Raw genomic sequence first — 26,234 nt, 5'->3', positions numbered from 1 at the left:
TCGGTAACCATTCGGCTGAATAAAGACAAAGCTAAATAAAGATAAACTTAATTTACCATTAACTGACCCTTCAAAATTGATAATTTGTTATAATAGGGACAGATACAATATAAAAATGAAGTTTTGCTGATGCAGATAGCCAGATTTCAACGGAAAGGTAGGGAATTACAATGAGTGTGTTACTAAAAGATGCCATGCGTGTATTAAAAGAAACGAGCCGTACATTCTATATCCCGATTACTTTTTTGCAGAAGGAGTTAAAGCATTCGGTTGCAGCCGCTTATTTAGTATTTCGGGCTATTGATGAGATTGAAGATCATGAAGAACTGGACAATGATGTAAAATACACGATTTTAATGCAAGTAAGCGATTTATTTAAACAACCATTTGATCATGAAGCATATGGTCGAATTCTTGGATCGACAAAAGAGCAAATGCCTGAAGTGACACTTCGTTTAGAAGAATGGCTGCGAGTTTGTCCAAAAGATGCTCTGCCAATTGTGATGAATGCTGCGTATGAAATGACAACTGGTATGGCAAAATGGGCGAAAGCAAACTGGGAAATTCGCACGCGTGAAGATTTGGATGACTATACATATTACGTTGCAGGCCTTGTTGGCGTTATGCTATCGGATCTTTGGGAGCATTATGGCGAAGAAAAAGCAGACCGCGAACTTGCCATTGGCTATGGGCGCGGGCTTCAGGCAGTCAATATTTTGCGCAATGAGCAGGAAGATTTGGCTGAGCGTAGTGTAAGCTTTGTGCCTGATGACTGGACTCGGGCAGAACTATTCGACTATGCAGAGGAGAATTTGGCAAAGGCAGATGAATACATGAAATCGCTTACGAAGAAAAGTATTTTATTATTCTGCCGTCTGCCGCTTGCCTTAGCTCATAAAACGTTAAAAGCGATGAAAGAGGGACGGGAAAAGATGACGCGTGCAGAAGTTGAACAGACTGTGGAGGAAGTGCAACTCCATTAATTCCATAGTTGGCAATCTGCCGTCTGCAACGTAGAACGACAGCGAAATCGATGAGAATATTGAGGATAAGGGCAGGTGTTGGCAGTGGCCAATTCAATCGAACAAAGAAAATCGGAACATATTCAAATTACGTTGAATGAAAAGGTTACGGGGGAGTCGATTTCCACGGGACTGGAATCGTTTACGTTTATTCATAATGCGCTTCCTGAAATTGCTTTTGATGAAATTTCTATTGAAACAACATTTCTCGATTTTGCATGTAAAACGCCGTTTCTTATCAGTTCCATGACGGGTGGGACAGCCCTTGCCGAGACAATCAATCGAAACTTGGCAGTAGCAGCAGAAGAAAGGGGCTGGGCGCTTGCGCTCGGATCTACGCGGGCACTGCTTGACAGCGATGGACATGCCGATTCTTTCTTGATGAGGAAGTACGCACCGAGTGTCCCTATCATAGCGAATTTGGGAGCAGTACAGTTCAATTATGGATATGGCGTGGAGGAATGCAGGAAAATTATCGAGATGACGGACGCGGATATGCTTGTCCTGCATTTGAATAGTATTCAGGAAGTGATTCAGGAAAAGGGAGATACGAATTTTAAAGGGTTATTACAAAAGATTGAGCAACTGTGCAACACGTTGGAGGTGCCAATTGGGGTCAAGGAAGTCGGGTGGGGCATCGATGGTGAGACAGCTAAAAAGTTATATGAGGCCGGTGTTGCGTTTATCGATGTTGCCGGAGCCGGAGGCACTTCCTGGAGCCAGGTGGAAAAGTTCCGCGCAAAAGATCCGATTTTACGTGCTGCGGCCGAAGCATTTAGCGAATGGGGCATTCCGACGGCGGAATCCATCAGGTTGGTCCGTGAAAAGGTGGATAACTGCCCACTAATTGCCAGCGGTGGGATGCAAACGGGATTGGATGGTGCCAAGACCATTGCGTTAGGCGCCGATTTGGTTGGATTTGGTCGATCCATTTTAAAAGAAGCGACCCAGAGTCCAGAAGATGTCCTTGAAGTGATGCAAATTCGGGAAATGGAACTGCGGATGGCGATGTTTGGCATCGGGGTGCAGACGATTCCAGAATTGAAGGACTCCCCGCGTTTGCAGGAAAGATGATAACAGACTTTTTGAAACGGGTAGCTTATGACATCCCTACTTTGGTTATAGTTGAGAGGAATCTATGTACCTCTTTTGACTATCGGGCTTCTTATTAAGCTTCGCATAAAATAGTCCACACCTATCCTACGCCTACAAACAAAGAGCAGACAAATCCAACAACATTTGTCTGCTCTTTTAATCAATTTTAAAAAGGTACCTTATACTCTCTAGACATGTTGGTCTACAAGAATAGGATTACCGTCTGGATCTTCAATTGTAAAACTCGCAGGCCCTTCGCTTGATTCATCTGCTTCAGTCAACATTTTAATACCTTTTTCTTTAAGATGCTTTTGAAGATCTCGAATATCCGTAAACGAATCAAGATTTTCAGCATTTTCATTCCAACCTGGATTAAAAGTCAGAATGTTCTTATCAAACATTCCTTGGAATAGTCCAATTATGCTACCTTCATTCTTCATAATAAGCCAATTCTGGGTAATATCACCCCCGAAGACATGAAATCCGAGGTCTTCGTAAAATGATTTTGATTTATGAATGTCTTTTACACTTAAACTTACAGAGAATGCTCCTAGTTCCATATATCCTCCTCGTGGCAATTCCGAAAAATCGGGTTGCAGTTTGATAGGTAAATATTATTTTACATAAATCAAGTATAAATGAGCACTATGAAATAGACAACACCCACGATATGTTGTAGATTGCTTTTTCTTACACTTTTCCTTTTGCATACCAAGCTGGCCTTTAACCTGTACTTTTGTTCCTATTCATCATTCCCCTAAAAGCTATCCCCTGGCTTCAGTAAACGTACAAAGTCCTTTCTAGCTCTTTCCACCAGTCACGTATAGCGTTTCCGATTTATACCGATTGTCACTTGTTACTGTCGGTACTTCAATCATGTTTACATCGGATTCGTCAGGCGCAACGAAAGAAGATTGGTCAACTTGCTCTCCGTACGATTTCTGTGAAGTTGTAATCGATACGACAGCTGAAGGAGCCAGATTGATGGCGTTTACAGGAACATCACATTCCCTCTTTCAAGTACGCTTCTTTTTTCTCAGCCCAGTCCATAATCGCTTTGAATACTTCTATAAATTCATAGCCGGGGGGAGTCAGTTCGTACGCCACTTTTTTCGGGGCATCTGCGAGGACATGCTTCCTCAGTAAACCTTCTTGTTCTAAATCCTTTAACCTCTCTGACAACAGCCTGTCCGAAATTCCGTCAATGGCATTAAGCAATTCGTGGTAGCGTTTTGGTCCTTCGAATAACTGGTAAATAATGATCCCCGTCCATCGTTTCCCTATAAATTCAATCGCGAGCCGGTAAGCATTGCACGAAGATTCACTGCCTGGCGCATGTTCTTTTGCATTCCTGTTCATTCAGCAAAACCTCAATTCCTACTTTTCTTCATCATACCATATCACAAAACACTTGACGTATTGTACTTACTAAAAGTATGCTAGAAGTGTACTTACTAAAGATTAGTTCAAATAATAGGGGGAATTTAAATGTCTAATACGATTTCTACAGTAATTCGAGAACGGCGTTCGGTGAGGAAATATAATCCAAACTATAAAATCAAGAAAGAAGAGATTCTGGAAATGTTGGAGGAAGCAACACAGGCACCTTCTACAAGCAATTTGCAACCTTGGGAATTTATCGTTTTCTTAGATGCTGATGAGAGAAAAGATTTGCGTGCGATTGCTTACAATCAGGAGCAGATTGAAACGGCTTCAGCTGTCATTGCCGTATTAGGAGACAAAGAATTTCATGAAAATATCGAGCTGGTGTATGACAGCATGTCTGAGGCAGGGTATATAGATGACGCTAGTAAAGAAGTACTCGTCGGCAATGCTAGAAAAGCCTATCCACATGCACCTGAGGAGGCACGAAAGAACTTAGCAACTTTCGACTCTGGGCTGGCCGCGATGCAATTTATGCTACTCGCCAAGGAACGGGGTTATGCTACTGGACCAATGGGCGGCTTCGACAAAGTCAAGTTCGCAGAGCGCTTCAACGTATCTGACCGCTTTTTCCCGATTGTCCTGATTACAATAGGCAAAGAAAATGCACCAGCTTATCAGACAACACGCATCGCGATTGAGGATAAAGTAACATTCGTTTAACACTACTTATGAGTGCCAAGTTCTGACGGATGCTAAGACGATTGCGTTGGGGCGCAGACGATTCAACAATTGAAGGACACCACGCGCTTGAAAGAACGATGAGAACAGATGTAGACACAGCATAATGGAGCACCTCCTGAAAATGGTTCAGGAGGTGTTTTTTTAGATGGGAATGGAATGATATCGACAAATAAACGTTGATAATGAATAATTATTTATTGTAAAACGATAAATGAAGTGCTAAAATCTAACTAACATTGAATCCGTGAGGTGATTTTATGAAACGTAAACTACATTCAATATTTTTCTTGAAGGGAGTTGTTTTTCTGATTGGGATACCAGTGCTTGCCTTCTGTCTATTTGGGTTACCTGGGGTAGCGAGTAGAGATGCGGCGGCAAATCCGGAAACTGCGTATTTGCAAGTTCCCTTTTTAATCTGTTCTTATGCATTAGCGATTCCATTTTTTATTGCGTTATATCAAACCGTTAAACTGTTAACTTACATAGATACGAACAAGGCTTTCTCAGAATTAGCTGTTCATGCTTTGAAGGTGATCCAATACTGCGTAATCACAGTGAGTATCATTATTGTATTAGGGGTCGTATTTGTTGCTTTCTTTATGGATGAGGATCGAACGGGCATTATCATGTTGGGGCTAATTGGCACCTTGGCTTCAAGCATCATTGTAGCTTTTGCGACACTCCTTCAAAAGCTGTTACAAGAAGCACTTGATCGACAGGTAGAAAATGCGTTAACGATATAAGGGTTTTTAAGAAAAAAATAAACAATCAATCAGTGAGGTGCTTGTGATGAAACGAGGAACAACATTATTTTTAAAAATCGCTGTGATTCTGATTGGAATCCCGGTGCTTGCTTTGTGTATATTTTTAGTCCCGGAGATTGCAAATTTTGCAGTAGAATTGTATCCAGATATGGCTTCTGTGAAATATCTTGTGTTATTCGATATGTATGCAGCGGCAATACCTTTTTACTTCGCGCTGTACCAAGCGTTTAAGCTGTTAAGCTATATTGATAACAATCATGCTTTCTCGGATTTATCTGTCAAGGCGTTAAAAGTCATCAAATACTGTGCCATTGCAATCAGTCTATTGTATGCGGTAGGCATGCCACTCTTTTATCTTATAGCGGAGGCAGACGACGCGCCAGGTATTATCGTCATCGGCTTAGTGCTTATTTTTGCTTCCCTCGTAATTGCCGTCTTTGCGGCTGTTTTGCAGAAACTTTTACAAGAAGCAATTCATATAAAATCAGAAAATGATTTAACAGTCTGAGGTGAAAACAATGGCGATCATTATTAATATTGATGTGATGTTGGCGAAAAGGAAAATGAGTGTAACGGAACTGTCGGAGAGGGTGGGTATCACGATGGCGAACCTGTCCATATTGAAAAATGGCAAAGCAAAAGCAGTTCGATTATCCACTTTAGAAGCGATTTGTAAGGCGTTAGACTGTCAGCCAGGCGATCTTTTGGAATATAAGAGTGATGGAGATGATTAAGTAGCTGGTGCTGAAATGATCTTCAGTCTACTTTTGGGGATACCTAAAAATCTATATTGTCACATAATATCCATATGTAAGCGTTTTGAATTTGTATGAATTGTGAATGGTTTCACAATTTGCTTTTCCTTGCTATAAAATGTTGTATAGTATTGTTATAAACAAAATGGAAAGCGAAAAGGAGAATGCGAAATGTGGGTAGTTACAGTATTTGAACAACAGTTCGTCCGAATTTTTGAGTTTGCTGATCAAGGTGAAGCACAACAAACCTTAGCTCGTTTCCCGAAAAATGCACGACTTTCTTTTGTAGCGTAAATTTGAATATCAAATTATGAGTAATCCCTTGCTGGTGTATAACTGGTGAGGGGTTTTTGACATGTAGCAAATAGCAGTCAGTGTAGTCCACAGGCACCGACTATTCAATCGTACATATAGATAGTATAAAGGTAGTTTCTGCAAGTAAATTTGCGATGTGGGACTGCCCTTTTTGTATTGAACTTATTTCTCTATCATATAGATCATCTTTGATTGAAAGGGAGGATATTTTCATGAAAAGTAAAAGTGAAATAATGGACATCATTCAAAAATTGGAGCATCATATTGCAGATGATTTTGAGGCACAAGATTTGGATTTCAAACAATGGAATGATCGATGTCGAGAAGATAATGTGAAAAAAATGATTAAATATGCGGTTTGCATGGCGAACGGCGGTGGGGGGAGTGTTGTTTTTGGCGTAGCCGACAGAGTACGAGGGCTGGATCGGGTTTTAATAGGAGTTCCATTTGATGTGGACATACATGAATTCCAACAAAGAATCTATGAACAGACAACTCCCCATCTGACACCTTCATTCGATGAATTATTTTATAAAAACCATACGATTAGGCTGTTAATCATGAATGTTCTTCCTGAAATGCCGCCTTATACTACAATAGATGGTACAGCAAGCATTAGGCGGGGGAAAGAATGTCTCCCATACAAGATAAATGAAAAGGATTAATCCGTAGGATACGAGGAGATAGGGAGCCGGGTTTTCGGATATTTCTAAACAGCACACAAGTCTTGTTTGTTATTTAAACTTGTTCATGAAGTCATTCGAACTGATTTTTTAAAGAGTGTATCTGAGATTGTAGTGACTCTTTTCATCAAATGGACTTGCGTTATCAGTTGAACGTAGTCTACACGAAAAAAACGCATCCACCTTTGAGTTTGGTAACCCGGGTAGATGCGTTTGTCGTGTAATGCTAGTCCTATATGGAAAACTCATTCTTGTTCAATTTTTTCCCGCGTCTTTACCAGGAAATAAGCACTAATCCAAGAAGCAATGGGAACAACTAAGGCAATGCCGATTCCAGCACAAAGGATTGTGACCATCTCAACGCTAAATACCTTGGAATTGATCACTTTACCAATCGAATAGTTAAGGTCTTTAAACCAAATGAGCAATCCCATGTAGCCGCCAAAGAAGGCGAAAAATAACGTATTGGTATTCGAGCCTAAAATATCTCTTCCAATACTTAACCCAGAGGTGAATAACTCCTTCCGACTCATGGAGGGATGGTGATGAAAGATTTCACTCATTGGGGAGGTGATGGAAATCGCAATATCAATGATGGCACCGATTGTACTCATAATGACCATCGACGTGGCGATTTTAACAAAATCTACGCCAATATGCAGGGAGAACATCGTAAGTTCATCCATCTCTTCCTCATGAAATCCTTGAATCATCGCACCCTTTGTGACAAATTCGATGAAAAACAGTAAAATCACGATCGTAATCATCGTAGATAGGAATGCCGTTTTGGTTTTGACATTTACTTCATTAATATAAAATAGACTGATGCAGCTAATGATTGTACTGCCAACCATCGTCAAAATAATGGGGTTGGCAGTTGGGTCTGTCATAAAAATGATGGTGAGCAGAAGCACGCCGAAGTTTAACAGCAGCGAAATAAAGGACCGTGCGCCTTGCCTCCCACCAACGACTACCATCAAGAGTAATAAAATGGCTGCTAGCCACACTAAAACATTCATCGTGTACCCCTCTTTCGATTAACGAAATAAATCGTCGTATACAGACCGATGGGAATCGTTAATACAATGCCGATACCGCCAGCTAGGGCTCGCGCTAATTCCAACGAAAGATTGATGGAAAGAGAAAACCCCAATGTAGAAGCATTTTTCAAATACAGAATGAGCATCGGAATGGAACCGCTCAAATAGGCGAAAAACAAAATGCCCGTCATCGTGCCCATAATGTCTTTTCCGATTTCCAATCCGGACTTTTTGAGGGCTGCTACGGAAATCGTGTGATCTTTTTCGTATAAGCCAAAAATAGAAGAAGACATCGTAATGGCGACATCCATGACAGCGCCTAAAGAGCCGATGAATAAACCTGCGATAAACACGAGTTTGTAAGGGCGCGTTAGAAATTGCATTTCTTCGTACTGTAGACCATTTTCAGAAGTGATGCGCATGACGACATAGGTGATGAGTAACGAGCTAACCGTCCCGAGCAGTGTCGCAATAATCGCTGCATACGTTTTTTCATTAAAACCATTCACGAGTAATAGCGAAAAAACGGTAAATAAAATCGCACATATTCCACATATAACTAGTAAATTGACACTTGGATTCTTTACATAAATATCTAATGCGAATGCTAATAAAAGAGCATTGACAGCTAAACTAATAATCGCGAATAGCCCTTGCTTTTTTCCAATGAGTAGTAAAATGAAGATGAAAATCCATGTCACAATCATTAAATGCTGATCACGTTTGACGTCTTCAATCGTTCCGGTGATGTTGGAACTTTTTTCGCTTTCTGAATCGATGAAAACGAAGAGTGCATCGCCCACACGGTAGGCTTGGTCGTAAGCGCCGGACTTAGAATACTGATTTGTTAAATAAATGCGCTGTCCTTTATGATCGCCATTTTTTAATTCGGCAATGATCTGTTGCGTAAATAGCTGGTCCTTATTTTGGTGCATGTCAAGAATTGCTGTGGGATCTCCTGATTCCACTTCCATGACTTTGGCGATAGGGCGCTCATAGAATGTATAGTTGTGGTGAACAAATACAAGCGAGGCGACAAAACAAAGCCCAATGATGATTAGGTAAACAAATTTTTTCAAGTAGTACCTCCGACAAGTAGGATGGCATCCAGTAAATTCATAGTGATTGTCCCATCCAGAATAGAACGCGGACATAGGATAACAAGAATCATGTCGGGCGTCAAGAAAGACCTGATGAATAAGGATGGCTACTGAATTTGAGAATTGCAAAGAGGCTCGCATATAGAGGTAATGTTTTGCTAGATGACAAAAATATGACAGTATAAAAAGGAATTATGGCGTTTTGTCCATAATTCCTTTCTGATTGCATTATATTTTACTTTCTGTATTTTCCCAATAGTGATTGCGCAATTCATTTTTTAGAATTTTCCCTGACGGATTGCGAGGTAATTCTGCTAGGAAACTAACGGATCTCGGTTTTTTATAGCCCGCTATTTTACCTTCGCAAAACTGTATGACTTCTTTTTCCGTTAGATTTTCGTTGTCGCGCAGAACTACGATGGCTTTGACAGATTCACCCCATACGGGATCGGGAACGCCAATGACAGCCACATCCAATATGTTCGGGTGCGTATAAAGCACTTCTTCAATATCACGTGGATAGATATTTACGCCCCCGCTAATAAGCATATCTTTTTTTCGGTCAACAATTGAATAAAACCCTTCAGCATCTTGTACCCCCATATCGCCAACGGAAAAATAGCCATTATGGAAACATTTTGCTGTCTCTTCTGGGTTTTTATAATAGGTGTCTAACAAATAGGGCCCTTTAAAATAAAGTTCGCCAATTTCTCCTTGTGGAACCACTTCTTTGTTTTCGTCTAATAGTAAGCATTCCACCAGCGGGAACGGAAGTCCAACGCTACGATCTTTGCGATTAATATCACGTGGCTTGATGTTGAGCGTAATTGCACTTTCAGTTGAGCCGTAGAATTCATGTAAGTCGACATTTGTAAAGAAATCTTGAATATCCTCTTTAGACTTTGTTGCAAGCGGTGATCCCGCTGATATCAGTACTCGCATCGAAGAGATATCAAACTGTTGTTTCACTTTTGTCTCGATATTTACGAGGAAATTATACATGGTTGGTGCAAGAAACATGTTGGTGATTTGATAACGCTCAATGTCTTTGAGCACTTTGTCGGGTTTGAATGTTTCATGAATGACAATGGTGCCTCCTACAATGAGTTGCGTCACAAGGAAAATCAATGGCGCAGCGTGATAGATGGGTCCTCCAACAAGGTGCACATCATTATCATCGATTTTATATTCAAAGGCGGCAGCCATACTTGTTACCACACGCGATTTGTGGGAAATGACGACGCCTTTAGGTTTTCCAGTCGTCCCTGATGTATAGCCTATGTAAAATGTGTCTGCTTCAGTGACTTCCATTTTCGGTTCTGAAGTAGACGCTTGTTCTAACAATTTTTCATAATCAAGTGTCTTTTCGAGAGCAGTTTCCCCTACAACAATCACTGTATCTAGCTGCGGAAGGTCTGTAAGCAAAGCCCCTACATCATCTGCATATTCCGCAGTCAAGATGATTCCCCGACTATCGGAATGCCGGATAATGTAGTCGATTTCCGGGCCAACTAGCCGATAGTTGATCGGAACAAAAATGACACCAATTTTTGATAACGCCACAATGATTTCAGCATGAACCCCATGATTTTTCATGAAAACGGCTACCTTATCCCCTTTTTGGTACCCGCGATTTAGTAATGCATTCGCAAGCCGATTCGCTCGATTGTTTAACTCGTCATATGTCAATTGTGTATTTTGAAACATGACGGCTGGCTTGTTCTTATATTTCAGCGCATTCTGTCTGATGATATTCCCTATTGTCATCAAATCTCCCACTCCCTTTTTGCAATCGCTATGAATAATTTCATATGCATACTAATAGTACGTCTATAATTATAACACAATTGAGATTAATCTGTATAAGGGGTTTGGGTGTATAATAGCCTATTCACAATGATGTAGTAGAGTTTAAGTAATGGAGAAATAGTGAAAAAATCAACTATTCAACTGATATGGAAGCTAGTTTATGATGAGAAGTACCTCATTTGAGATTTAGCAGCAAGGATAGTAGAGCACTTCATGGACAAGATTAAATAAGAGGGTGCTTACGCCTGACCATTTGACTATTGAGTAGTTCAGGCGGGGAGCTTCGAGGTGAGGGAGACGTATTTACTGAAAAAAATCAGCTTGGATGAAGTTTCGTATAGTGCTAAGTTCTAATCCGACTTCGATGAATGTAGAACCTAGCATTATACGGGTTACTAAGTATGGTTATTCATTCCCTTTACTACTAGAAAATGCTAATATTAAACTGGTTGGAATAAATACAAACGGCTAGGTAATGTTCATTTGTCACTTCTTATTTTAGAAATAAGTCTTAACATTTCAAGATACAACCACACAAGTGTGACCATTAAGCCGAATGCGCTGTACCATTCCATGTATTTGGGTGCTCGTTGTTCGACCCCTTTTTCGATGAAATCAAAGTCTAGTACAAGATTCAATGCGGCGACGATGACGATCACAACGGAAATGAGGATGCCGACAATTCCGGTTTCATGGATGAAAGGAACTCCCATTCCGAAGAAACGGAGAATGAAGTCCACGATGTAGACAAAGAAAATGGCTCCGGTTGCAGCAACAATGCCGAGTCTAAATTTTGCGGTGACGTTGATAAGGCCTGAACGATACGCAAACAAAAGGGAAAAGAGTGTCCCAAGTGTTAGTAGGATGGCCTGTGTGGTGATCCCGGCAAATTGAGTTTCGAATACAGCCGAGATTCCTCCGATGGCAAGCCCCTCTAAAAGTGCATAAAGTGGTGCTGTGTAAGGCGCTACTTTTTTCACGAAAATCGTTATGAGGGCTACTACGAAACCACCTAAGAAACCAATCCATAACAGGGGTTGAATATTATTTCCTGAGAAATATTGATACCATGTGAAGAGTGCAGTTGTACATAATAACAAAAACAGAATAAACGTTTTGTTCGCGGTACCTTGGATGGTCATCATCTTGCCACGTTCTGCTTGTAGTCCATAGAAAGTGTCTTTTCCTAAACTTGGATTGGATGATCTCATATGTGTCACTGTCCTTTCTTTATCATGAAATATTGTTCAAGTTACTATACGATTGATCATACAATTAGTTTCATGAAAAAGTAAAGACTAGAAAATTAAGAGTGAGTTTGCTGAAAAGGCTTTAAATGCTAGGTGTTTGTGAATGAAATCTTTAGTTTAATTTATATAATTCAAATGATAGGAGCTATGTTATATGCAAAAAGTAATTTTTGGAGAGCACGAAGAAAATACATTACGGCAGTTTCAGAACTGTTTGGAAACCGGAAATGTCCGAGGTGGTGTACTTTGTGCAGATGGGCATTATGGCTATAGTCAGCCAGTGGGCGGAGTCGTTGTCTACGATGGACAAATTTCTCCTTCTGGCGTCGGTTATGACATTGCTTGTGGCAATAAAGCAGTTAGAACGAATATAAAGTACGATGATATTAAAACGAATTTGCCAAGCATTATGGATGAAATTGCGGGGAAGATTTCTTTTGGTATTGGACGAAAAAGTAAGAAGCGTGTAGATCATGCTTTGTTTGATGATCCAGATTGGAATGTTTTCAGTCAGATTGGGAAGCAAGAACATGATCGTCTTAAAAAGTTGGCGATTGATCAGTTAGGGACTGTCGGTTCGGGTAACCATTATGTCGATCTCCTTGTTGAAGAAAAGACAGGAGATCTATGGATTGCCAACCATTTTGGCAGCCGAGGGTTTGGGCATAAGACAGCGAGCGGTTTTCTAAACTTGGCCAATAATCGTGGATTTTCCGATAAAGCTCCTGGTGAAAGTATGGAACAACCACCGACACTAATCGACTTGGATAGTGAACTAGGCGATATGTATTATCGAGCGATGACATTGGCGGGGAAATATGCGTATGCGGGAAGGGATTATGTTATCGAGCAAGTTCTTCGCATTTTGCGTGCCGAAGCGTTATTTGAAGTACATAATCATCATAACTTTGCTTGGAAAGAGATGCATCAGGGGAAGGAAACGATTGTTGTTCGAAAGGGCGCAACACCGTCTGCACCGGGACAGTTAGGTTTTATCGGCGGCAGTATGGGGGACATTTCGGTGATTGTGCAAGGGAAAGACAATGTGGATAATGAACAGGCATTTTACAGCACAGTTCATGGCGCGGGGCGGATTATGAGCCGTACACAAGCAGCAGGAAAGATGAATTGGAAAAAGCGCACGCGCTCTGGTGGCGCAATCTCCCAGCAGCAGATGGACGACGCAGTGAAAGAATTTGGCGTCATGCTACGTGGGGGAGGGACGGATGAAAGTCCATTCGTCTACCGAAAACTACAAACGGTATTGGATGCACATAAAGAGACGATTGATATTTTACATGTTTTGAAACCGGTCGGCGTTTGCATGGCGGGGGCAAATGAGTTTGATCCGTATAAGGATTAAGTGAGGGGGTTTTTCAGATAACAGCGTGTGTTTGTTAGGGACTTCAGATTTCGCCAATCACTTTTGAAAAAAACACTGGCAATCCATCGAGCGGATTGCCAGTGTTTTTTGTGCCCATACTGCAGCTATCCTCAATTCAACCGGACTTTTTACCGGTATATTTCTCATAAAGGTTTATACGTATGAGATCTTGTTCCGACAAATCGACAGTATAAAAAATTTTGAAAGCAGATCCGCGTAATCTTGAAACGAATTATGGTTAACGATTTCTTTATAAATAGGTATCTCTCACTATAATCTGACAATTCACCTCTATCGTTGTCCTTAACAGTATTTTTATTCCTAGGTTAGTAGAACTGTTTCATCGACAAAGTCTGTTGTAATCCCTGTAATTGTCGTATAATTGTAAAAATTGTAACGATAATATGAAGAGGATGTGGACAGACCATGTGTAACAAAAATTATGTAAAAAAAGCAGCACTCTTTTTCCTTATTGCTGCGCTTTTCTTTTTACCAGTGCAAATAGGGGGACAATCATTATTTGCAGTTGCAACAAATGACACAAAACAAGGCGTGGCAATTGAAGCGGCGACACTCGATGAAAAGATAGATAGGATTCTGGAAAATCCACTTCTGAAAGGTTCAATCACTGGGGTAAGTATTCGCCATGCTGATACAGCAGAAGTCTTGTATTCACAGTTTGGCGATATACGATTACATCCTGCATCCAACATGAAGTTACTTACAACTGCGGCGGCATTGGAAACATTAGGAGAGGATTATCAATTCACAACGGAAGTACTGACAGATGGGGAATTGCGTGGAAAGGTTCTACAAGGAAATGTCTATCTGAAAGGAAAAGGAGACCCGACGCTCCTGAAAGAGGATTTTGATCAGTTTGCGAAAGATTTAAAGGCTAAAGGTATTCATAAAATTAAAGGAAATCTAATTGGTGATGACAGTTGGTATGATGATGTCCGGCTTTCTCAGGACTTGAACTGGTCGGATGAGTCTTTCTATACTGGAGCACAAGTTTCTGCATTAACTGTTTCTCCGAATGAAGATTATGATACAGGAACAGTAATTGTAGAAGTGAATCCAGGTTCAGAAATAGGTGAGAATGCTAAAGTTACACTTTCGCCTGAAACGGATTACGTGAAAATAATAAATAAAACGGTGACAACTGCAAAAAATGAGCCGAAAAAGATTTCCATCGAAAGAGAGCATGGCACGAATAACATTCTTATAGAAGGGACAATTCCGTTAGAAGGTGTGAGATCTAGGTCATGGGTAGCTGTATGGGAACCGACTGGCTATGTAGTTGATATTTTTCAAAAATCTCTTATAGAAAATGGTGTGACATTCGCTGGTAATCCGAAAATGCAAGTAGGTGTTACACCAGGTGGAGCAACTGTGCTTACATCTAAAAAATCAATGGAACTCAAGGAGATTCTCGTTCCATTTATGAAGCTAAGTAACAATGGACTTGGGGAAGTACTGACGAAAGAGATGGGGAAAGTGGTGCATGGTGAAGGAAGTTGGGACAAAGGACTTGAGGTCATCAAGAAGGTTGTCACTGATTTAGGAGTGGATGGGAACACAATCATGCTTCGTGACGGATCAGGTATGTCCCATAAAAACTTTATTCCAGCAGATGATCTATCACAAATGCTCTTCGCGGCCCAACGAAAAAGTTGGTTCCCTACTTTCGAGAATTCTCTACCAGTAGCAGGTGAAGCAGATCGTTTTGTTGGGGGAACATTACGAAGTCGGATGACTGCACCTTCAACGAAAGGGAATGTCAAAGCAAAGACAGGCTCTCTGACAGGCGTTTCTTCACTTTCGGGTTATGTCACATCGAAGGATGGGGAAAGACTGATTTTTTCAATCATGATCAATAATGTGCTAGGCGGATCAGTAACATCGATTGAAGATGAAATCGCAACCGTTCTTGCAGAGCATGAAATTGAGTGAAATGAAATAAAATAAGTGATTAAAGAACATTCTCTATGACTGTTGTCTTGGAGAATGTTCTTTTAAATACGGTCGAAGACATTGTTATGGGACGTGAAATTATCGAGCAAGATCCGATTTGGATGAGCTATAAAGGGGATACTAGGTACGGACGACCGTGTGTGAATATTATTCTTGTTGCGGTATTGGTGACGTTGAAAAGTGGATACGTCCCCATTTTGTAGCGAAGCATTCGGGGGTGCTCTTGAGCATATTGCAAGAAGAATCGTTTTTTGGAATTGGAAAACGGTAGCTAACGGTTCCGATGGCACCTATATTTGGGCGCAGAGCGGCATCGAAAGCGTTAATTTTTCTGTAGGCAACCGATTTGAACATACGGAAGCGGAGGAGTCGGATGTTGACACATGTTATGGGACATACAAATTTCTTCTGGAGATTTTGAATCATGCAGGTTGGTAGAGAAGGTATAAATGCATTGCGATATGCTTATATGGAAACCATTACGAAGTAAAGGAATATCCGATAACAATATTATGATAATAAAAAACGGATTAGACAACCTGGTAGGGGTTATCTAATCTGTTTTTTGCATTAAATTCTCTACTAACTTGAATATGCGAAGTTTCTGATGATAGAAATAATAAAAAGATATTGTTAAGTGGAGCTGTCTGTAGACGTCTCGGCGATTGAGCAGCATAATTTTGATACTGCCAGTGTGGATCTGAAATATAGTGAGTTCCCAGCGAGAACGCATAAAGTGGTGCAGTCAATGATTAATTGGGATGAACAACAGCAATACTACGGTACATGTGCGGATGAGTATTATATAATGACCGGTAATATGATGAAGAATTTTTCATTTAAGACCTGTGTGGAGCCGTCGTATATACGCGTTTAATTTGACGAAGGCCAGCAAACAGTCGATGCGATTTACAATAAGCCAGGTTCTGCGAAGGCATTAAGTGAACAGTACACCGATTTCTTGAAGGCAAAAGGCTATGTTTCATCAATCGGGACGTATATAGCGGATGATGCGGATATCGTCATTGAGGCGAAGGATGGAAATATGGCATTTTTGATGAAGTTGGTCGATAGAAAGGGCGGGAAAACGGGCGTACAATTGAGTTATCAAAGTGAGTGATATGACGCAAGGGGATTCGTTTACCCTATCTGATCCCCTTCACAAGAAATCCCTATCCTGAACGGCAATCTCCCTATATAATAGAGAAGTCTGAGTTAAACGATGCATAAGTACAATGATTCTTAGTGAAGGAAAAGGTGTTTACGATATGAGTTTATTGACGGTAACGAACTTAAGTCACGGTTTTGGAGATCGTGCGATTTTTGAGGATGTCTCTTTTCGGTTATTGCAGGGGGAGCATATTGGCTTAGTAGGAGCGAACGGGGAAGGTAAGTCTACCTTTATGAATATCATTACGCGCAAGCTGGAGCCTGATGCGGGGACGGTCAGTTGGTCGAAGCGCGTGCGGGTTGGCTATTTGGATCAGCATGTTGTGTTGAAACAAGGGCTAAGTATTCGCGATGTGCTGCGGACTGCGTTTCAGTATTTATATGACCAAGAGGCAGAAATGAATGCGCTCTTTGCCAAGATGGCTGAGGTTGATGCGGATGAATTAGAGAAGCTCCTTGAGATGACGGGGCAGATGCAGGAAGAACTGACGCATAATGATTTTTACATAATCGATTCGAAAGTAGAAGAAGTGGCAAACGGTCTTGGTTTGGATGAATTTGGGTTGGACCGAGATGTGCATGATTTAAGTGGGGGTCAGCGGACGAAGGTTTTACTTGCTAAATTGTTGCTAGAGAAACCAGATATTTTGTTGCTGGATGAGCCGACGAACTATTTGGATGTCGAGCATATTGAATGGCTACGTACTTATTTGCAGAACTACGAGAATGCGTTTATTTTAATATCTCACGACATTCCATTTTTAAATAGTGTGATTCAGTTGATTTATCATATGGAGAACCAGCAAATTACACGCTATGCAGGAGATTACGATGAGTTTTTACGTGTGCATGAGATGAAAAAGCAACAGGTCGAGGCGGCGTTCAAGAAGCAACAAAAGGAAATCGCCAATTTGAAAGACTTTGTAGCGCGTAATAAAGCGAATGCGGCGACGAGCCGAATGGCACAGTCGCGTCAGAAGAAGCTCGATAAGATGGATATTATTGAATTGGATGCGGAGAAGCCGAAGCCGCAATTCGATTTTAAACAAGCACGGACGCCAGGAAGATTTTTGTTTGAAACGAAAGGGCTTGTCATTGGTTATGATGAACCGTTGTCAAAAGAGCTGGATTTGACGATGGAACGTGGACAAAAAATCGCTTTGTCGGGTGCGAATGGCATCGGAAAAACAACGTTATTGAAAAGTATTCTTGGTGAAATTCCAGCACTTGCGGGTTCTGTTGAGCTTGGCGACCATTTGGAAATTGGCTATTTTGAACAGGAAACGAAGTCGGATAATAACAATACATGCTTGGAAGAAGTATGGGAAACCTTCCCACACTTCACACAATATGAAGTACGTGCGGCTTTGGCGCGATGTGGTTTGACAACGAAGCATATTGAAAGCAAGGTCAAAGTATTGAGTGGTGGAGAAAAAGCCAAAGTACGTTTATGTAAATTAATCAACAGCGAAACGAATTTGCTTGTCTTGGATGAGCCGACAAATCACCTCGATTATGATGCGAAAGAGGAATTGAAACGCGCATTAAAGGACTATAAGGGCAGCATTTTGCTCATTTCTCATGAGCCTGATTTTTATGAAGGTGTTGTGACGGATATGTGGAACGGTGAAAATTGGACGACGAAAATGTTTTAATGAGTATGGACCGGGGGAAAAGCCCGGTCTTTTTCTGTTGAATGCCCATCTATAGCCATTATGCTAAACTAGATGTACTTTGATTTGAAAGGAAGCGTTTTGGATGAAGTCACCATTTACATTTACGCATACAGCGCCAGCAGCTACGGTTGGAAAACAACCTGCTATTTTCTTGTTGCACGGCATGGGGAGTCATGAAGAGGATCTGCCACAGCTTGTCCAAGATTTTAAAGACAGCCATCATATTTTTAGTTTACGAGGTCCGATTGTATTTGAGCCGGGCTACGCTTTCTTTACGAATGAAGAAGAAGGCAAGCCCGTTCGGACAGTCTTTGATAAAGTGCTCGTGTATATTCAATCCTTTATTCGCGAGGCGATTGTGGAGTTTGAGTTGGATGAAGAACAGATTTATGTGCTGGGCTTTAGCCAAGGAGCGGTGTTAGCGCAGGCTTTAGCGTTAACGATGGGGAGCGCAATACGTGGAGTTGTGGCGTTGAGCGGCTATGTGCCGGACTTTGTAAAGACGGATTATCAGAAACAGCCGGTCGATCATTTGACTATGTTTATTTCGCATGGTGAATATGATTATGTGATTCCGCCGCAATATGGGAAGGACAGTAAGGCGTACTTTGAATCGCTAGGCGCAAAGGTGGACTTTAAGCTGTACAATGATGGTCATGGCGTCACGCCGGAAAATCATCAAGATTTGATCGCATTTTTACGGCAGTGTAAATAAAATTATAGAAGATTCAAGTCTAAAAACCAGTCATTTGGATGACTGGTTTTTTGTCTAGAAATTGTTCTTTCACTGCATGAGCGTCGTAACGAGTATTCCAAGAAGAATTCCAACGACAAGGGTTGCTCCATAAATGCCAACGATTCGCTTCAATTCGCCATCCTTCCAATTGGTTTGTACTAGCATTGTATTAATAGAGAGGGGCGGATATTCGCAGTATGCCAGATCACGAGTAGCCCCTATACTAGAGCTAAAAGGTAGGTGAGCGCTGATGAGAAGATCTCTTCGACTGTTATTGCCGATATGCATATTGTTTTTCAGTATTGGCTGTACCTCTTTGGGGGAGGGGGAGCTAGAGGAAATTGAGCAATATGTCGAGGATGAAGCACAAAAAGTATTATTGTCTCAGTTTGAGAAGTTGCGGCAAGATCGAGAGACGTATGCCGCTGTTTGTGCACCTTTTGACATATACGATCCGTTAGAAAAGATTTGCTATCCGCCCGAAACGTGCGAAACTGTGGATGACTGCGCTCTGTTGGGAGATGAACTGGCGGAAGAAATCTACGAGTGGTTTGGGGATTTGCTGACAGATTATGCATTTGACGGAGATGGAGATACGTTCGATGAGCAAGTATTGGCGAGGTATCAAGTAGAGGGAGACGATTTGACGCAGCCGCAGTTTGTTGTTGTAGATGAGCAGCTGGAACCTTATCGTGATGCGATTGTGACGCATATGGCTGTATGGGATGCATTTCGTTATTTGATTCCAAAGAAAGAGCGTGAGATGGTGTCAGGCTTTACGATATTTACTGATGGCGATGAGGAAATGCTTGCGCAGGTGGAGCCAGATACGAAGAATGTGGCGAATTGGATACTTGGTGTAGATGTCGTGGATGCAGAGGAATCGTATATTCTTAAAACGACTTTGTTGCATGAATATGCGCATTTGCTGACATTGCAGCAGAGTCAAATGGATATGGATGAAGAGGTGCTATTTGCAGATGCAGAAGATCCAATCCATCAAACTGCAGCGGCCACTTGTCCTTATTTTCAAGTTGACGGAATGGGCTGTACGAAAGAAACTTCCTATCTCCACCAGTTTTATGTGCAATATTGGGAAGACTTAATCGAAGAATGGGATGCCCGAGACATTGCGACGAATGAAGAAGAGGCGGAAGCCTTTTATGAGGACTATGAAGATCAATTTGTGACGGATTACGCAGTAACAAGTCCGGATGAGGATATTGCTGAAGTGTGGACGTATTTTATATTAGCGCCACGACCAGCTGGGGACGAGATATGGGAGCAGAAAATCTTGTTTTTTTATCAGTATCCGGAGCAGGTAAAGCTACGGGCTGAGGTACTCTCACGTTTGTATTCTTATCTGACACTTGAAGATTGACAGCGAGTGTTTAGGTTGTCTGTAATTCATACATATTGATTTTTTAGTGTAGGGGTTTCGGACGATTAGCATGTTTTAGTCAATCTAAGCATTTGAACTTGTAATGACGATTGAGCAAGTCGAAAAATAAATAGCAAGGCATAATTTCCCGAAGGTAGACACTATGAATAGGAGTGTCTACCTTTTTTTCATGCGTTTTGATAAGTTGATTTTATGTTGGCATGTATATTGCAATAAGTAGTGTAGGAAGAAAAAACGAACAGTAGGAGGGAAATGGTGTGAGCGGAAAAGCCAAAGTGCTAGGTGTTAGCATGGTGAAGTTTGCAAAGCCTGGCAAGCATGAGCCGTATGAAGTAATGGCGGCCAAGGCGGTCAAAGGTGCGTTGGAAGACGCGGGAATTGATTATGACGATGTGCAACAGGCTTATGCAAGTTATGTGTATGGGGATAGTACTTGCGGGCAAACCGCGCTGTATCAAGTAGGAATGACAGGTATTCCGATTATCAATGTCAACAATAATTGTTCTTCGGGCTCGACGGCTTTATATATGGCACGGCAGGCGGTGGAGTCGGGCGATATGGATTGTGTGTTGGCTTTCGGTTTTGAAGAGATGAAGCCTGGTGCGTTAGGCAGTGTGTGGGATGACCGTACACCTCCGATGGGCTGGGCGATGCAGCGCTTGGCGGAAATGGAACCAGACTTGCCAGATGCACCGCTTGCTTTAAAGATGTTTGGGGCGGGTGGGAAGGCTTATTTGGAAAAGTACGGAGCCAATCCGGATATCTTTGCGAAGGTGGCTGTGAAATCTAGAAGTCATGCTGTGAACAATCCGTATTCGTTGTTTGATAAACCATTGACGGTTGAGGAAGTACTAAATGCCCCTGTACTATTTCCAACATTGACGCGTTTGATGGCCTGTCCACCCACTTGTGGAGCGGCAGCAGTAGTCGTTTGTAGTGAGACTTTTGCTAAGAAACATGGATTAGCGAATGCGGTAGAAATTATTGGGCAGGCGATGACGACCGATACGGCTGTTAGTTTTGATCATCCAATTGCATTGATTGGAGCTGAAATGACGCAACGAGCAGCTTTGCAAATGTACGAAAAAGCAGGCATCGGTCCTGAAGATGTAGATGTCGTAGAACTGCATGATTGCTTTACGCCTAATGAAGTCATTACCTATGAAGGATTAGGACTTTGTCGGGAAGGTGAGGCAGAAAAATTCATCAATGATGGTGATAATTCGTATGGTGGGAAATACGTTGTCAATCCGTCGGGCGGATTAATGTCGAAGGGGCATCCGCTTGGGGCGACGGGATTAGCACAATGTACAGAGCTCGTTTGGCAATTACGTGGTCAAGCGAATCAGCGCCAAGTGGAAGGGGCAACCATTGCACTCCAGCATAATCTAGGCCTTGGAGGCGCATGTATTACGACGATGTATCGGCGGGGATTATGAGTAGAATCAGAGGGTTACTTTGCAGAATAATTTGTTAATTCGAAAGGTTTATCGGTCTGTTTTGCTATACTAAGTAGTGAATACTTGTTCTCTAAAAAAACGTCACTACACTATAATAGCAAAAAGGGGCCGAAAATCATGCTGGAATTGAAGAATGTTGTTACGCCTATCAAACACTCGCTATCTCCAGAACATACATTGCAACAAGCTATTGAAGTAATGAAGCAAGCAAAGGGAAATTCGATTCCAGTTCTCAATCAATCCAGCCAAGTAGTCGGTGTTTTCACAAGGACGAAGCTTTACGATGCGTTACTTGAAGGGCAATCTATGGAGACGATCATCAGCTCGCTCATGGAAAAAGAAGTGATTACCTTCCCGCAGTCTTCCGATAATGAGGATATGCAGCAGGCACTTGCGAGCTCGAAGATTGGCACGGCCATTATTGTCGATGAGCAAAATCGGATAGTGGGTCAAGTGACGAAGGTAGATATCATTTTTTCGTTGCTTCGGGCGGCTAAAACATTGCAAGAGCAATTGGAAGAAATCTTGGGGATTTCAGAACTAGGTGCATTGATGTTAGATGAAAATGATCGGATTATTTATGGCAATCCAAAACTTTGTGCGATGAGTGGGTACGAAGAGTCAGTGCTTTTGCGAATGGATGTTACGACGGTCATTTCGAAAATTCAGATGGAAAGTATGCTGCACACGAAACATTATCGCCTTCGTATAGGAGATTTTCATACACTGGCTCGCATGTCTAGCTACCGGACTCCCCAAGGGGAAGCTGGGCATATTATTCTTTTTCAAGATATTACCGATGTGGAAACAATGGCTCAGGAGTTACAGACCGTCTTGAAATGGAAAAGTATTATGCAGACGGTTATTAACAATGCCTATGATGGATTGATTATGATTGATGAATTCAAGCTAATCACATTTATTAGCCCTTCCTTGCAAGAATTATTTGCATTAGAAGAACAAGAGGTTCTGCATAAATCGGTGGAACTTATTTTTCCTCAATTGGAATTGCCTAAAGTGATGTCATCGGGGATTTCAGAGTTTAGCGATATGATGGAAATCAACGGGATTCGTTATACGGTTCATCGCATTCCTGTGTATCAAGATCATGAGCTAATTGGTGTCATTGGAAAAATTTCGTTTCGTGGTCTCAATGAAATGCAAGAGGTCTTTAAACGGTTTGAAAAAAGTGAAATGGGTAAGCAAATAGCCAGCAAGCAGCAGGAAACGACCCGGTTTACCGTCGAACAAATTATTACTCAGGATCAACAGATGGAAAAAATTATACGCTCAACATTTAAAATGGCTAAGGGTACCTCTACGATTCTCATACGTGGAGATAGTGGAACGGGAAAAGAGCTTTTTGCGCATGCGATTCACAGCAGTAGTTCGCGAAAAGAGGGTCCGTTTGTCATCGTGAACTGCGCTGCTATCCCAGAGCATCTATTGGAGTCTGAATTTTTCGGTTATGAAGAAGGGGCTTTTACGGGTGCGAAACAAAAAGGGAAGAAAGGCAAGTTTGAACTTGCAAATGGCGGTACATTGTTTTTGGATGAGGTAGGAGATATGTCGTTTCAACTCCAAGCAAAGATGTTGCGCGTTTTGCAGGATAAGGAGTTTTACCGAGTAGGTGGAGTAGAGAAAATCCAAGTGGATGTCCGAATTATTGCCGCCACCAATCGTCCTCTTGAAGAAATGGTGGAAAGCGGAGAGTTTCGAGAGGATTTGTTTTACCGTCTGAACGTCATTTCGTTTGAAATTCCGCCATTGCGACAGCGGAAAAAAGATATTGTATTGCTCGGCACGCACTTTATTCAGGAACTAAACCGCTTGAATGGTGCGAGCGTTACGGGTATCAGTCCAGTGGCTGAACAAGTGTTGATGGACTATGATTGGCCCGGCAATGTGCGGGAATTACGTAATGTACTGGAGCGGGCAACGATTTTTGCGGAGTATGGAAAAATTGAGTTGGAAGATTTACCACAATACATTGTGAATAAGGTTGGACTTCGCTTAATTGAAAACGTAGATCAGGCGTCGACAAGAAGCAGGATGGAGATAGCTGAAGAGCGAGCGATTGTAGAGGTTTTGAAAGAAACCGCGGGGAATAAATCAAAAGCAGCAGCCCTTTTAGGAATTAGTCGATCCGTTCTATACGACAAAATCAAAAAATATCAAATTGGTATTTCATGATGGACGAGGGGATTGTGGTGGGATAGAAGTCATTCAAAAGGGGATGTGCGTATGTACTTTGAAGAATTTACAGTAGGGCAAAAGTTCACAACGGGCTCGTATCTACTATCAAAAGAAGAAATAATCGCCTATGCGATGCGTTATGATCCACAGGATTTTCATATCAACGAGCAAAAAGCAAAGGAAGGCCCTTTTAAGGGGATTATCGCATCGGGCATTCATACATTGGCCATCGCTGCAAAATTAGGTGTTGAACGAAAGGAGATTAGCAATGTGCTCATATGTGGAGTAAGCTGTGATGCGATTCGATTTGTAAAACCTGTTTATCCTTTCGATGTGCTGACAGTCTATATTGAAGTCCTTAATTGCACCCCTCACACGGAGAAAAAAGATAGAGGATTTGTGACATTTTCATATGTCGCTAAAAATCAACGAGGTGAGATGGTCTTAACCGTAGAGATAACGACGTTGAAGCACTGTGTACCATCGTTATTATATGGGGGAGCGATGTAACGAATAGATGAATATTTATCAGAGTTGTCTACTTTCTAGCAAATAACAATCTATGGATGTTACTTGAAAACTGTGAAATAGGATGTCAAGCCGGTGCTAGCAAGATGTGATGTTAAAATTCCATTCATTTACAAGGGGGATGTAAAATGATTATCACAAAAGGTTTGCTGTATGCAGCACGAACGTATCCGGAGAAAGTAGCGATTATTGATGGGGAACACCAATTCACTTATCGAGAATTGACTAGTCGAACGGCAAAGTTGAAACAGTCGCTTCAAGACATGGGTGTTAAAAAAGGCGATCGCGTAGGCATGTTAATGTTGAATGATTTTCGCTACATTGAACTAATGTATGCTGTAACCGCCCTCGGTGCAATCGTTGTACCACTCAATATTCGAGCAAATGCAGTGGAAAACACCTTTGTCTTGAATAATGCAGGTGTCAGTATTTTGTATGTGCATAAAGAGTTTGTAGCTGCCGTTCCTCATTTCAGAGAACATGTATCAGGTATTCGTCATGTAATCATTGCGGAGGACGCTGAAGTAATTGCTACATTAGATTCCACGCATATGGAATCGTATGAACAGCTCATTGATGCACAGTCAGAAGTCGCGTTGTCCTATGAAGGTATAGATGATGGAGACGTAGCGGGCATTTTTTATACAGGTGGTACGACAGGCAGGTCTAAAGGCGTTATGTTGACGCATAAAAATTTAATCAGTAATTCTTATAATCTACTCATAAATGCTAATACCACTGACAAGGATATTTATCTTCATGCGGCCCCTATGTTTCATTTAGCTGACCAAGGCTCTACATTTTTATATACGATGATGGGGGCAACGCATGCGATTATCCGTATGTTTACTCCGAAAGGCGTGTTACAAGCATTCCAAGATGCCAAGGTTACCGTTGTTACACTTGTTCCAACGATGCTGACATTTCTTTTTCACGAGCCGGAATTTCACAACTATGATATCCGGTCTGTCCGAAGAATTACGTATGGAGCATCACCTATGTCCGTCGATTTGCTGAAAAAGGCACACGCAATGATACCAGATGTGCAATTTTTTTAAGCATTTGGTATGACCGAAGCATCACCTGTACTTACAGTCTTGAAAGAAAAGGATCATGTGATAAATGGAACGGAGAAGGATGAAAAGCGGCTTACTTCTTGTGGACAAGTGGTACAAGGAGTGGAAATGAAAGTGGTGGATCCGGAAGGCAATGAGCTACCAATAGGTCAGGTAGGCGAGTTTGTTGCGAGAGGTTCGAATATTATGAAAGGTTATTGGGGATTGCCGGAGGAAACAGCACGTGCTGTACGAGATGGTTGGTATTTTACAGGCGACATGGGTTACAAGGATGAGGAGAACTATTACTATATCGTTGATCGGGCGAAGGACATGATTATTACAGGTGGTGAAAATGTCTATTCGCTAGAAGTTGAACAGGTACTATCGGCGCATCCGGCTGTTTTAGAATGTGCGGTGTTTGGCGTGCCAGATGATCGATGGGGAGAGGCGGTTAAGGCTTGTGTTGTGTTAAATGCGCCTGATGCCGCGAGGGCAGAAGACATTTTATCATTTGCGCAACAAAGACTAGCGAACTACAAAACACCGAAAACGATTGATATTGTAGCGGAGTTACCAAGAAGTGGAGCAGGAAAAATTTTGAAACGCGCATTGCGTGATCAGTTTTGGACGGAGAAAGGAAAGCTTATCAATTAGGTTATTAGTTAGGTCTGTTGCAAACGATAGAGGATG

26 protein-coding genes and 1 pseudogene are annotated in these 26,234 nt (G+C 41.7%); 21 read left to right on the top strand and 6 right to left on the bottom strand.

The window, feature by feature from the left end; translation table 11 throughout:
• Nucleotides 1-170 precede the first annotated feature (170 nt).
• Nucleotides 171-983 carry a squalene/phytoene synthase family protein gene (locus MKY34_RS15780; protein ID WP_342512079.1) on the top strand — a complete coding sequence of 271 codons (813 nt, stop codon included), beginning with the start codon at nt 171-173 and terminating at the stop codon, nt 981-983.
• An 84-nt stretch (nt 984-1,067) separates the two neighbouring features.
• Entirely contained in the window at nt 1,068-2,096 is a 1,029-nt protein-coding gene (fni, locus tag MKY34_RS15775) for a type 2 isopentenyl-diphosphate Delta-isomerase (RefSeq protein WP_342512078.1), read from the top strand.
• Between the two features lie 209 nt (nt 2,097-2,305).
• Here fni and MKY34_RS15770 read toward each other — a convergent pair whose 3' ends face one another.
• Both MKY34_RS15770 and MKY34_RS15765 read right to left on the bottom strand, forming a co-directional pair.
• Nucleotides 2,306-2,677 carry a VOC family protein gene (locus tag MKY34_RS15770; protein WP_342512077.1) on the bottom strand — a complete coding sequence of 124 codons (372 nt, stop codon included), beginning with the start codon at nt 2,675-2,677 and terminating at the stop codon, nt 2,306-2,308.
• A 442-nt stretch (nt 2,678-3,119) separates the two neighbouring features.
• Entirely contained in the window at nt 3,120-3,476 is a 357-nt protein-coding gene (locus MKY34_RS15765) for a helix-turn-helix domain-containing protein (protein WP_342512076.1), read from the bottom strand.
• Between the two features lie 129 nt (nt 3,477-3,605).
• Here MKY34_RS15765 and MKY34_RS15760 point away from each other — a divergent pair, with 129 nt between their 5' ends.
• From MKY34_RS15760 to MKY34_RS15735, 6 genes are all read left to right on the top strand, one after another.
• Complete coding sequence (locus MKY34_RS15760; RefSeq protein ID WP_342512075.1) at nt 3,606-4,223, top strand: nitroreductase family protein; 618 nt, start codon at nt 3,606-3,608, stop codon at nt 4,221-4,223.
• A 278-nt stretch (nt 4,224-4,501) separates the two neighbouring features.
• On the top strand, nt 4,502-4,987 hold the full coding sequence (locus MKY34_RS15755; protein ID WP_342512074.1) for a DUF2975 domain-containing protein: 486 nt from the start codon (nt 4,502-4,504) through the stop codon (nt 4,985-4,987).
• 46 nt (nt 4,988-5,033) lie between these two features.
• Nucleotides 5,034-5,516 (top strand): DUF2975 domain-containing protein, encoded by a 483-nt coding sequence (locus MKY34_RS15750; protein WP_342512073.1) that lies wholly within the window; start codon nt 5,034-5,036, stop codon nt 5,514-5,516.
• A 10-nt stretch (nt 5,517-5,526) separates the two neighbouring features.
• The gene (locus MKY34_RS15745; protein WP_342512072.1) at nt 5,527-5,742 is read left to right on the top strand and encodes a helix-turn-helix transcriptional regulator; all 216 of its coding nucleotides are present in this window, start codon (nt 5,527-5,529) and stop codon (nt 5,740-5,742) included.
• 192 nt (nt 5,743-5,934) lie between these two features.
• Nucleotides 5,935-6,057, top strand: coding sequence for a hypothetical protein (locus MKY34_RS15740; RefSeq protein WP_342512071.1), 123 nt, complete (start codon nt 5,935-5,937; stop codon nt 6,055-6,057).
• A 233-nt stretch (nt 6,058-6,290) separates the two neighbouring features.
• A complete protein-coding gene (locus MKY34_RS15735) occupies nt 6,291-6,743 on the top strand; it encodes an ATP-binding protein (protein WP_342512070.1) in 453 nt (150 codons plus the stop codon).
• A gap of 263 nt (nt 6,744-7,006) precedes the next feature.
• Here the strand turns inward: MKY34_RS15735 and MKY34_RS15730 are convergent, their stop codons facing one another.
• The 4 genes from MKY34_RS15730 to MKY34_RS15715 all read right to left on the bottom strand — a co-directional run bounded on the left by MKY34_RS15730 (nt 7,007) and on the right by MKY34_RS15715 (nt 11,921).
• On the bottom strand, nt 7,007-7,780 hold the full coding sequence (locus MKY34_RS15730; RefSeq protein WP_342512069.1) for a YibE/F family protein: 774 nt from the start codon (nt 7,778-7,780) through the stop codon (nt 7,007-7,009).
• On the bottom strand, nt 7,777-8,880 hold the full coding sequence (locus MKY34_RS15725; protein WP_342512068.1) for a YibE/F family protein: 1,104 nt from the start codon (nt 8,878-8,880) through the stop codon (nt 7,777-7,779). The genes MKY34_RS15730 and MKY34_RS15725 overlap by 4 nt, the downstream gene beginning before the upstream one ends.
• 249 nt (nt 8,881-9,129) lie before the next feature.
• Complete coding sequence (locus tag MKY34_RS15720) at nt 9,130-10,668, bottom strand: long-chain-fatty-acid--CoA ligase (protein ID WP_342512067.1); 1,539 nt, start codon at nt 10,666-10,668, stop codon at nt 9,130-9,132.
• A 521-nt stretch (nt 10,669-11,189) separates the two neighbouring features.
• Nucleotides 11,190-11,921 carry a Bax inhibitor-1/YccA family protein gene (locus MKY34_RS15715; protein ID WP_342512066.1) on the bottom strand — a complete coding sequence of 244 codons (732 nt, stop codon included), beginning with the start codon at nt 11,919-11,921 and terminating at the stop codon, nt 11,190-11,192.
• A 193-nt stretch (nt 11,922-12,114) separates the two neighbouring features.
• Between MKY34_RS15715 and MKY34_RS15710 the strand changes: the two genes are divergently transcribed.
• The 13 genes and pseudogenes from MKY34_RS15710 to MKY34_RS15650 all read left to right on the top strand — a co-directional run bounded on the left by MKY34_RS15710 (nt 12,115) and on the right by MKY34_RS15650 (nt 26,198).
• Nucleotides 12,115-13,323, top strand: coding sequence for an RtcB family protein (locus MKY34_RS15710; protein ID WP_342512065.1), 1,209 nt, complete (start codon nt 12,115-12,117; stop codon nt 13,321-13,323).
• Nucleotides 13,324-13,770: 447 nt separating this feature from the next.
• Complete coding sequence (gene dacB / locus MKY34_RS15705) at nt 13,771-15,297, top strand: D-alanyl-D-alanine carboxypeptidase/D-alanyl-D-alanine-endopeptidase (protein ID WP_342512064.1); 1,527 nt, start codon at nt 13,771-13,773, stop codon at nt 15,295-15,297.
• Between the two features lie 35 nt (nt 15,298-15,332).
• Nucleotides 15,333-15,521, top strand: a complete 189-nt coding sequence (locus MKY34_RS15700) for a hypothetical protein (RefSeq protein ID WP_342512063.1) — start codon at nt 15,333-15,335, stop codon at nt 15,519-15,521.
• A 434-nt stretch (nt 15,522-15,955) separates the two neighbouring features.
• Complete coding sequence (locus tag MKY34_RS15695) at nt 15,956-16,195, top strand: hypothetical protein (RefSeq protein WP_342512062.1); 240 nt, start codon at nt 15,956-15,958, stop codon at nt 16,193-16,195.
• 84 nt (nt 16,196-16,279) lie between these two features.
• The gene (locus tag MKY34_RS15690) at nt 16,280-16,438 is read left to right on the top strand and encodes a hypothetical protein (protein ID WP_342512061.1); all 159 of its coding nucleotides are present in this window, start codon (nt 16,280-16,282) and stop codon (nt 16,436-16,438) included.
• A 148-nt stretch (nt 16,439-16,586) separates the two neighbouring features.
• On the top strand, nt 16,587-18,143 hold the full coding sequence (abc-f, locus tag MKY34_RS15685; protein ID WP_342512060.1) for an ABC-F type ribosomal protection protein: 1,557 nt from the start codon (nt 16,587-16,589) through the stop codon (nt 18,141-18,143).
• Between the two features lie 103 nt (nt 18,144-18,246).
• Nucleotides 18,247-18,879 (top strand): dienelactone hydrolase family protein, encoded by a 633-nt coding sequence (locus MKY34_RS15680; RefSeq protein ID WP_342512059.1) that lies wholly within the window; start codon nt 18,247-18,249, stop codon nt 18,877-18,879.
• A 271-nt stretch (nt 18,880-19,150) separates the two neighbouring features.
• Complete coding sequence (locus MKY34_RS15675; protein WP_342512058.1) at nt 19,151-20,281, top strand: hypothetical protein; 1,131 nt, start codon at nt 19,151-19,153, stop codon at nt 20,279-20,281.
• A 278-nt stretch (nt 20,282-20,559) separates the two neighbouring features.
• Complete coding sequence (locus MKY34_RS15670) at nt 20,560-21,741, top strand: lipid-transfer protein (RefSeq protein WP_342512057.1); 1,182 nt, start codon at nt 20,560-20,562, stop codon at nt 21,739-21,741.
• Nucleotides 21,742-21,879: 138 nt separating this feature from the next.
• A complete protein-coding gene (locus MKY34_RS15665; RefSeq protein WP_342512056.1) occupies nt 21,880-23,955 on the top strand; it encodes a sigma 54-interacting transcriptional regulator in 2,076 nt (691 codons plus the stop codon).
• Between the two features lie 51 nt (nt 23,956-24,006).
• Nucleotides 24,007-24,468 (top strand): MaoC/PaaZ C-terminal domain-containing protein, encoded by a 462-nt coding sequence (locus MKY34_RS15660; RefSeq protein ID WP_342512055.1) that lies wholly within the window; start codon nt 24,007-24,009, stop codon nt 24,466-24,468.
• A 146-nt stretch (nt 24,469-24,614) separates the two neighbouring features.
• A pseudogene (locus tag MKY34_RS15655) lies at nt 24,615-25,751 on the top strand (AMP-binding protein); the annotation flags it as partial.
• The gene (locus tag MKY34_RS15650; RefSeq protein WP_342515281.1) at nt 25,749-26,198 is read left to right on the top strand and encodes a hypothetical protein; all 450 of its coding nucleotides are present in this window, start codon (nt 25,749-25,751) and stop codon (nt 26,196-26,198) included. The pseudogene MKY34_RS15655 and the gene MKY34_RS15650, both read left to right, overlap by 3 nt.
• Nucleotides 26,199-26,234 lie beyond the last annotated feature (36 nt).

This window comes from Sporosarcina sp. FSL K6-1522, from assembly GCF_038622445.1.
In the GTDB taxonomy this organism is placed as follows: domain Bacteria; phylum Bacillota; class Bacilli; order Bacillales_A; family Planococcaceae; genus Sporosarcina.
The sequence above is the reverse complement of the archived record's forward strand: the minus strand, read 5'-3'. Positions and strand labels throughout refer to the sequence as shown.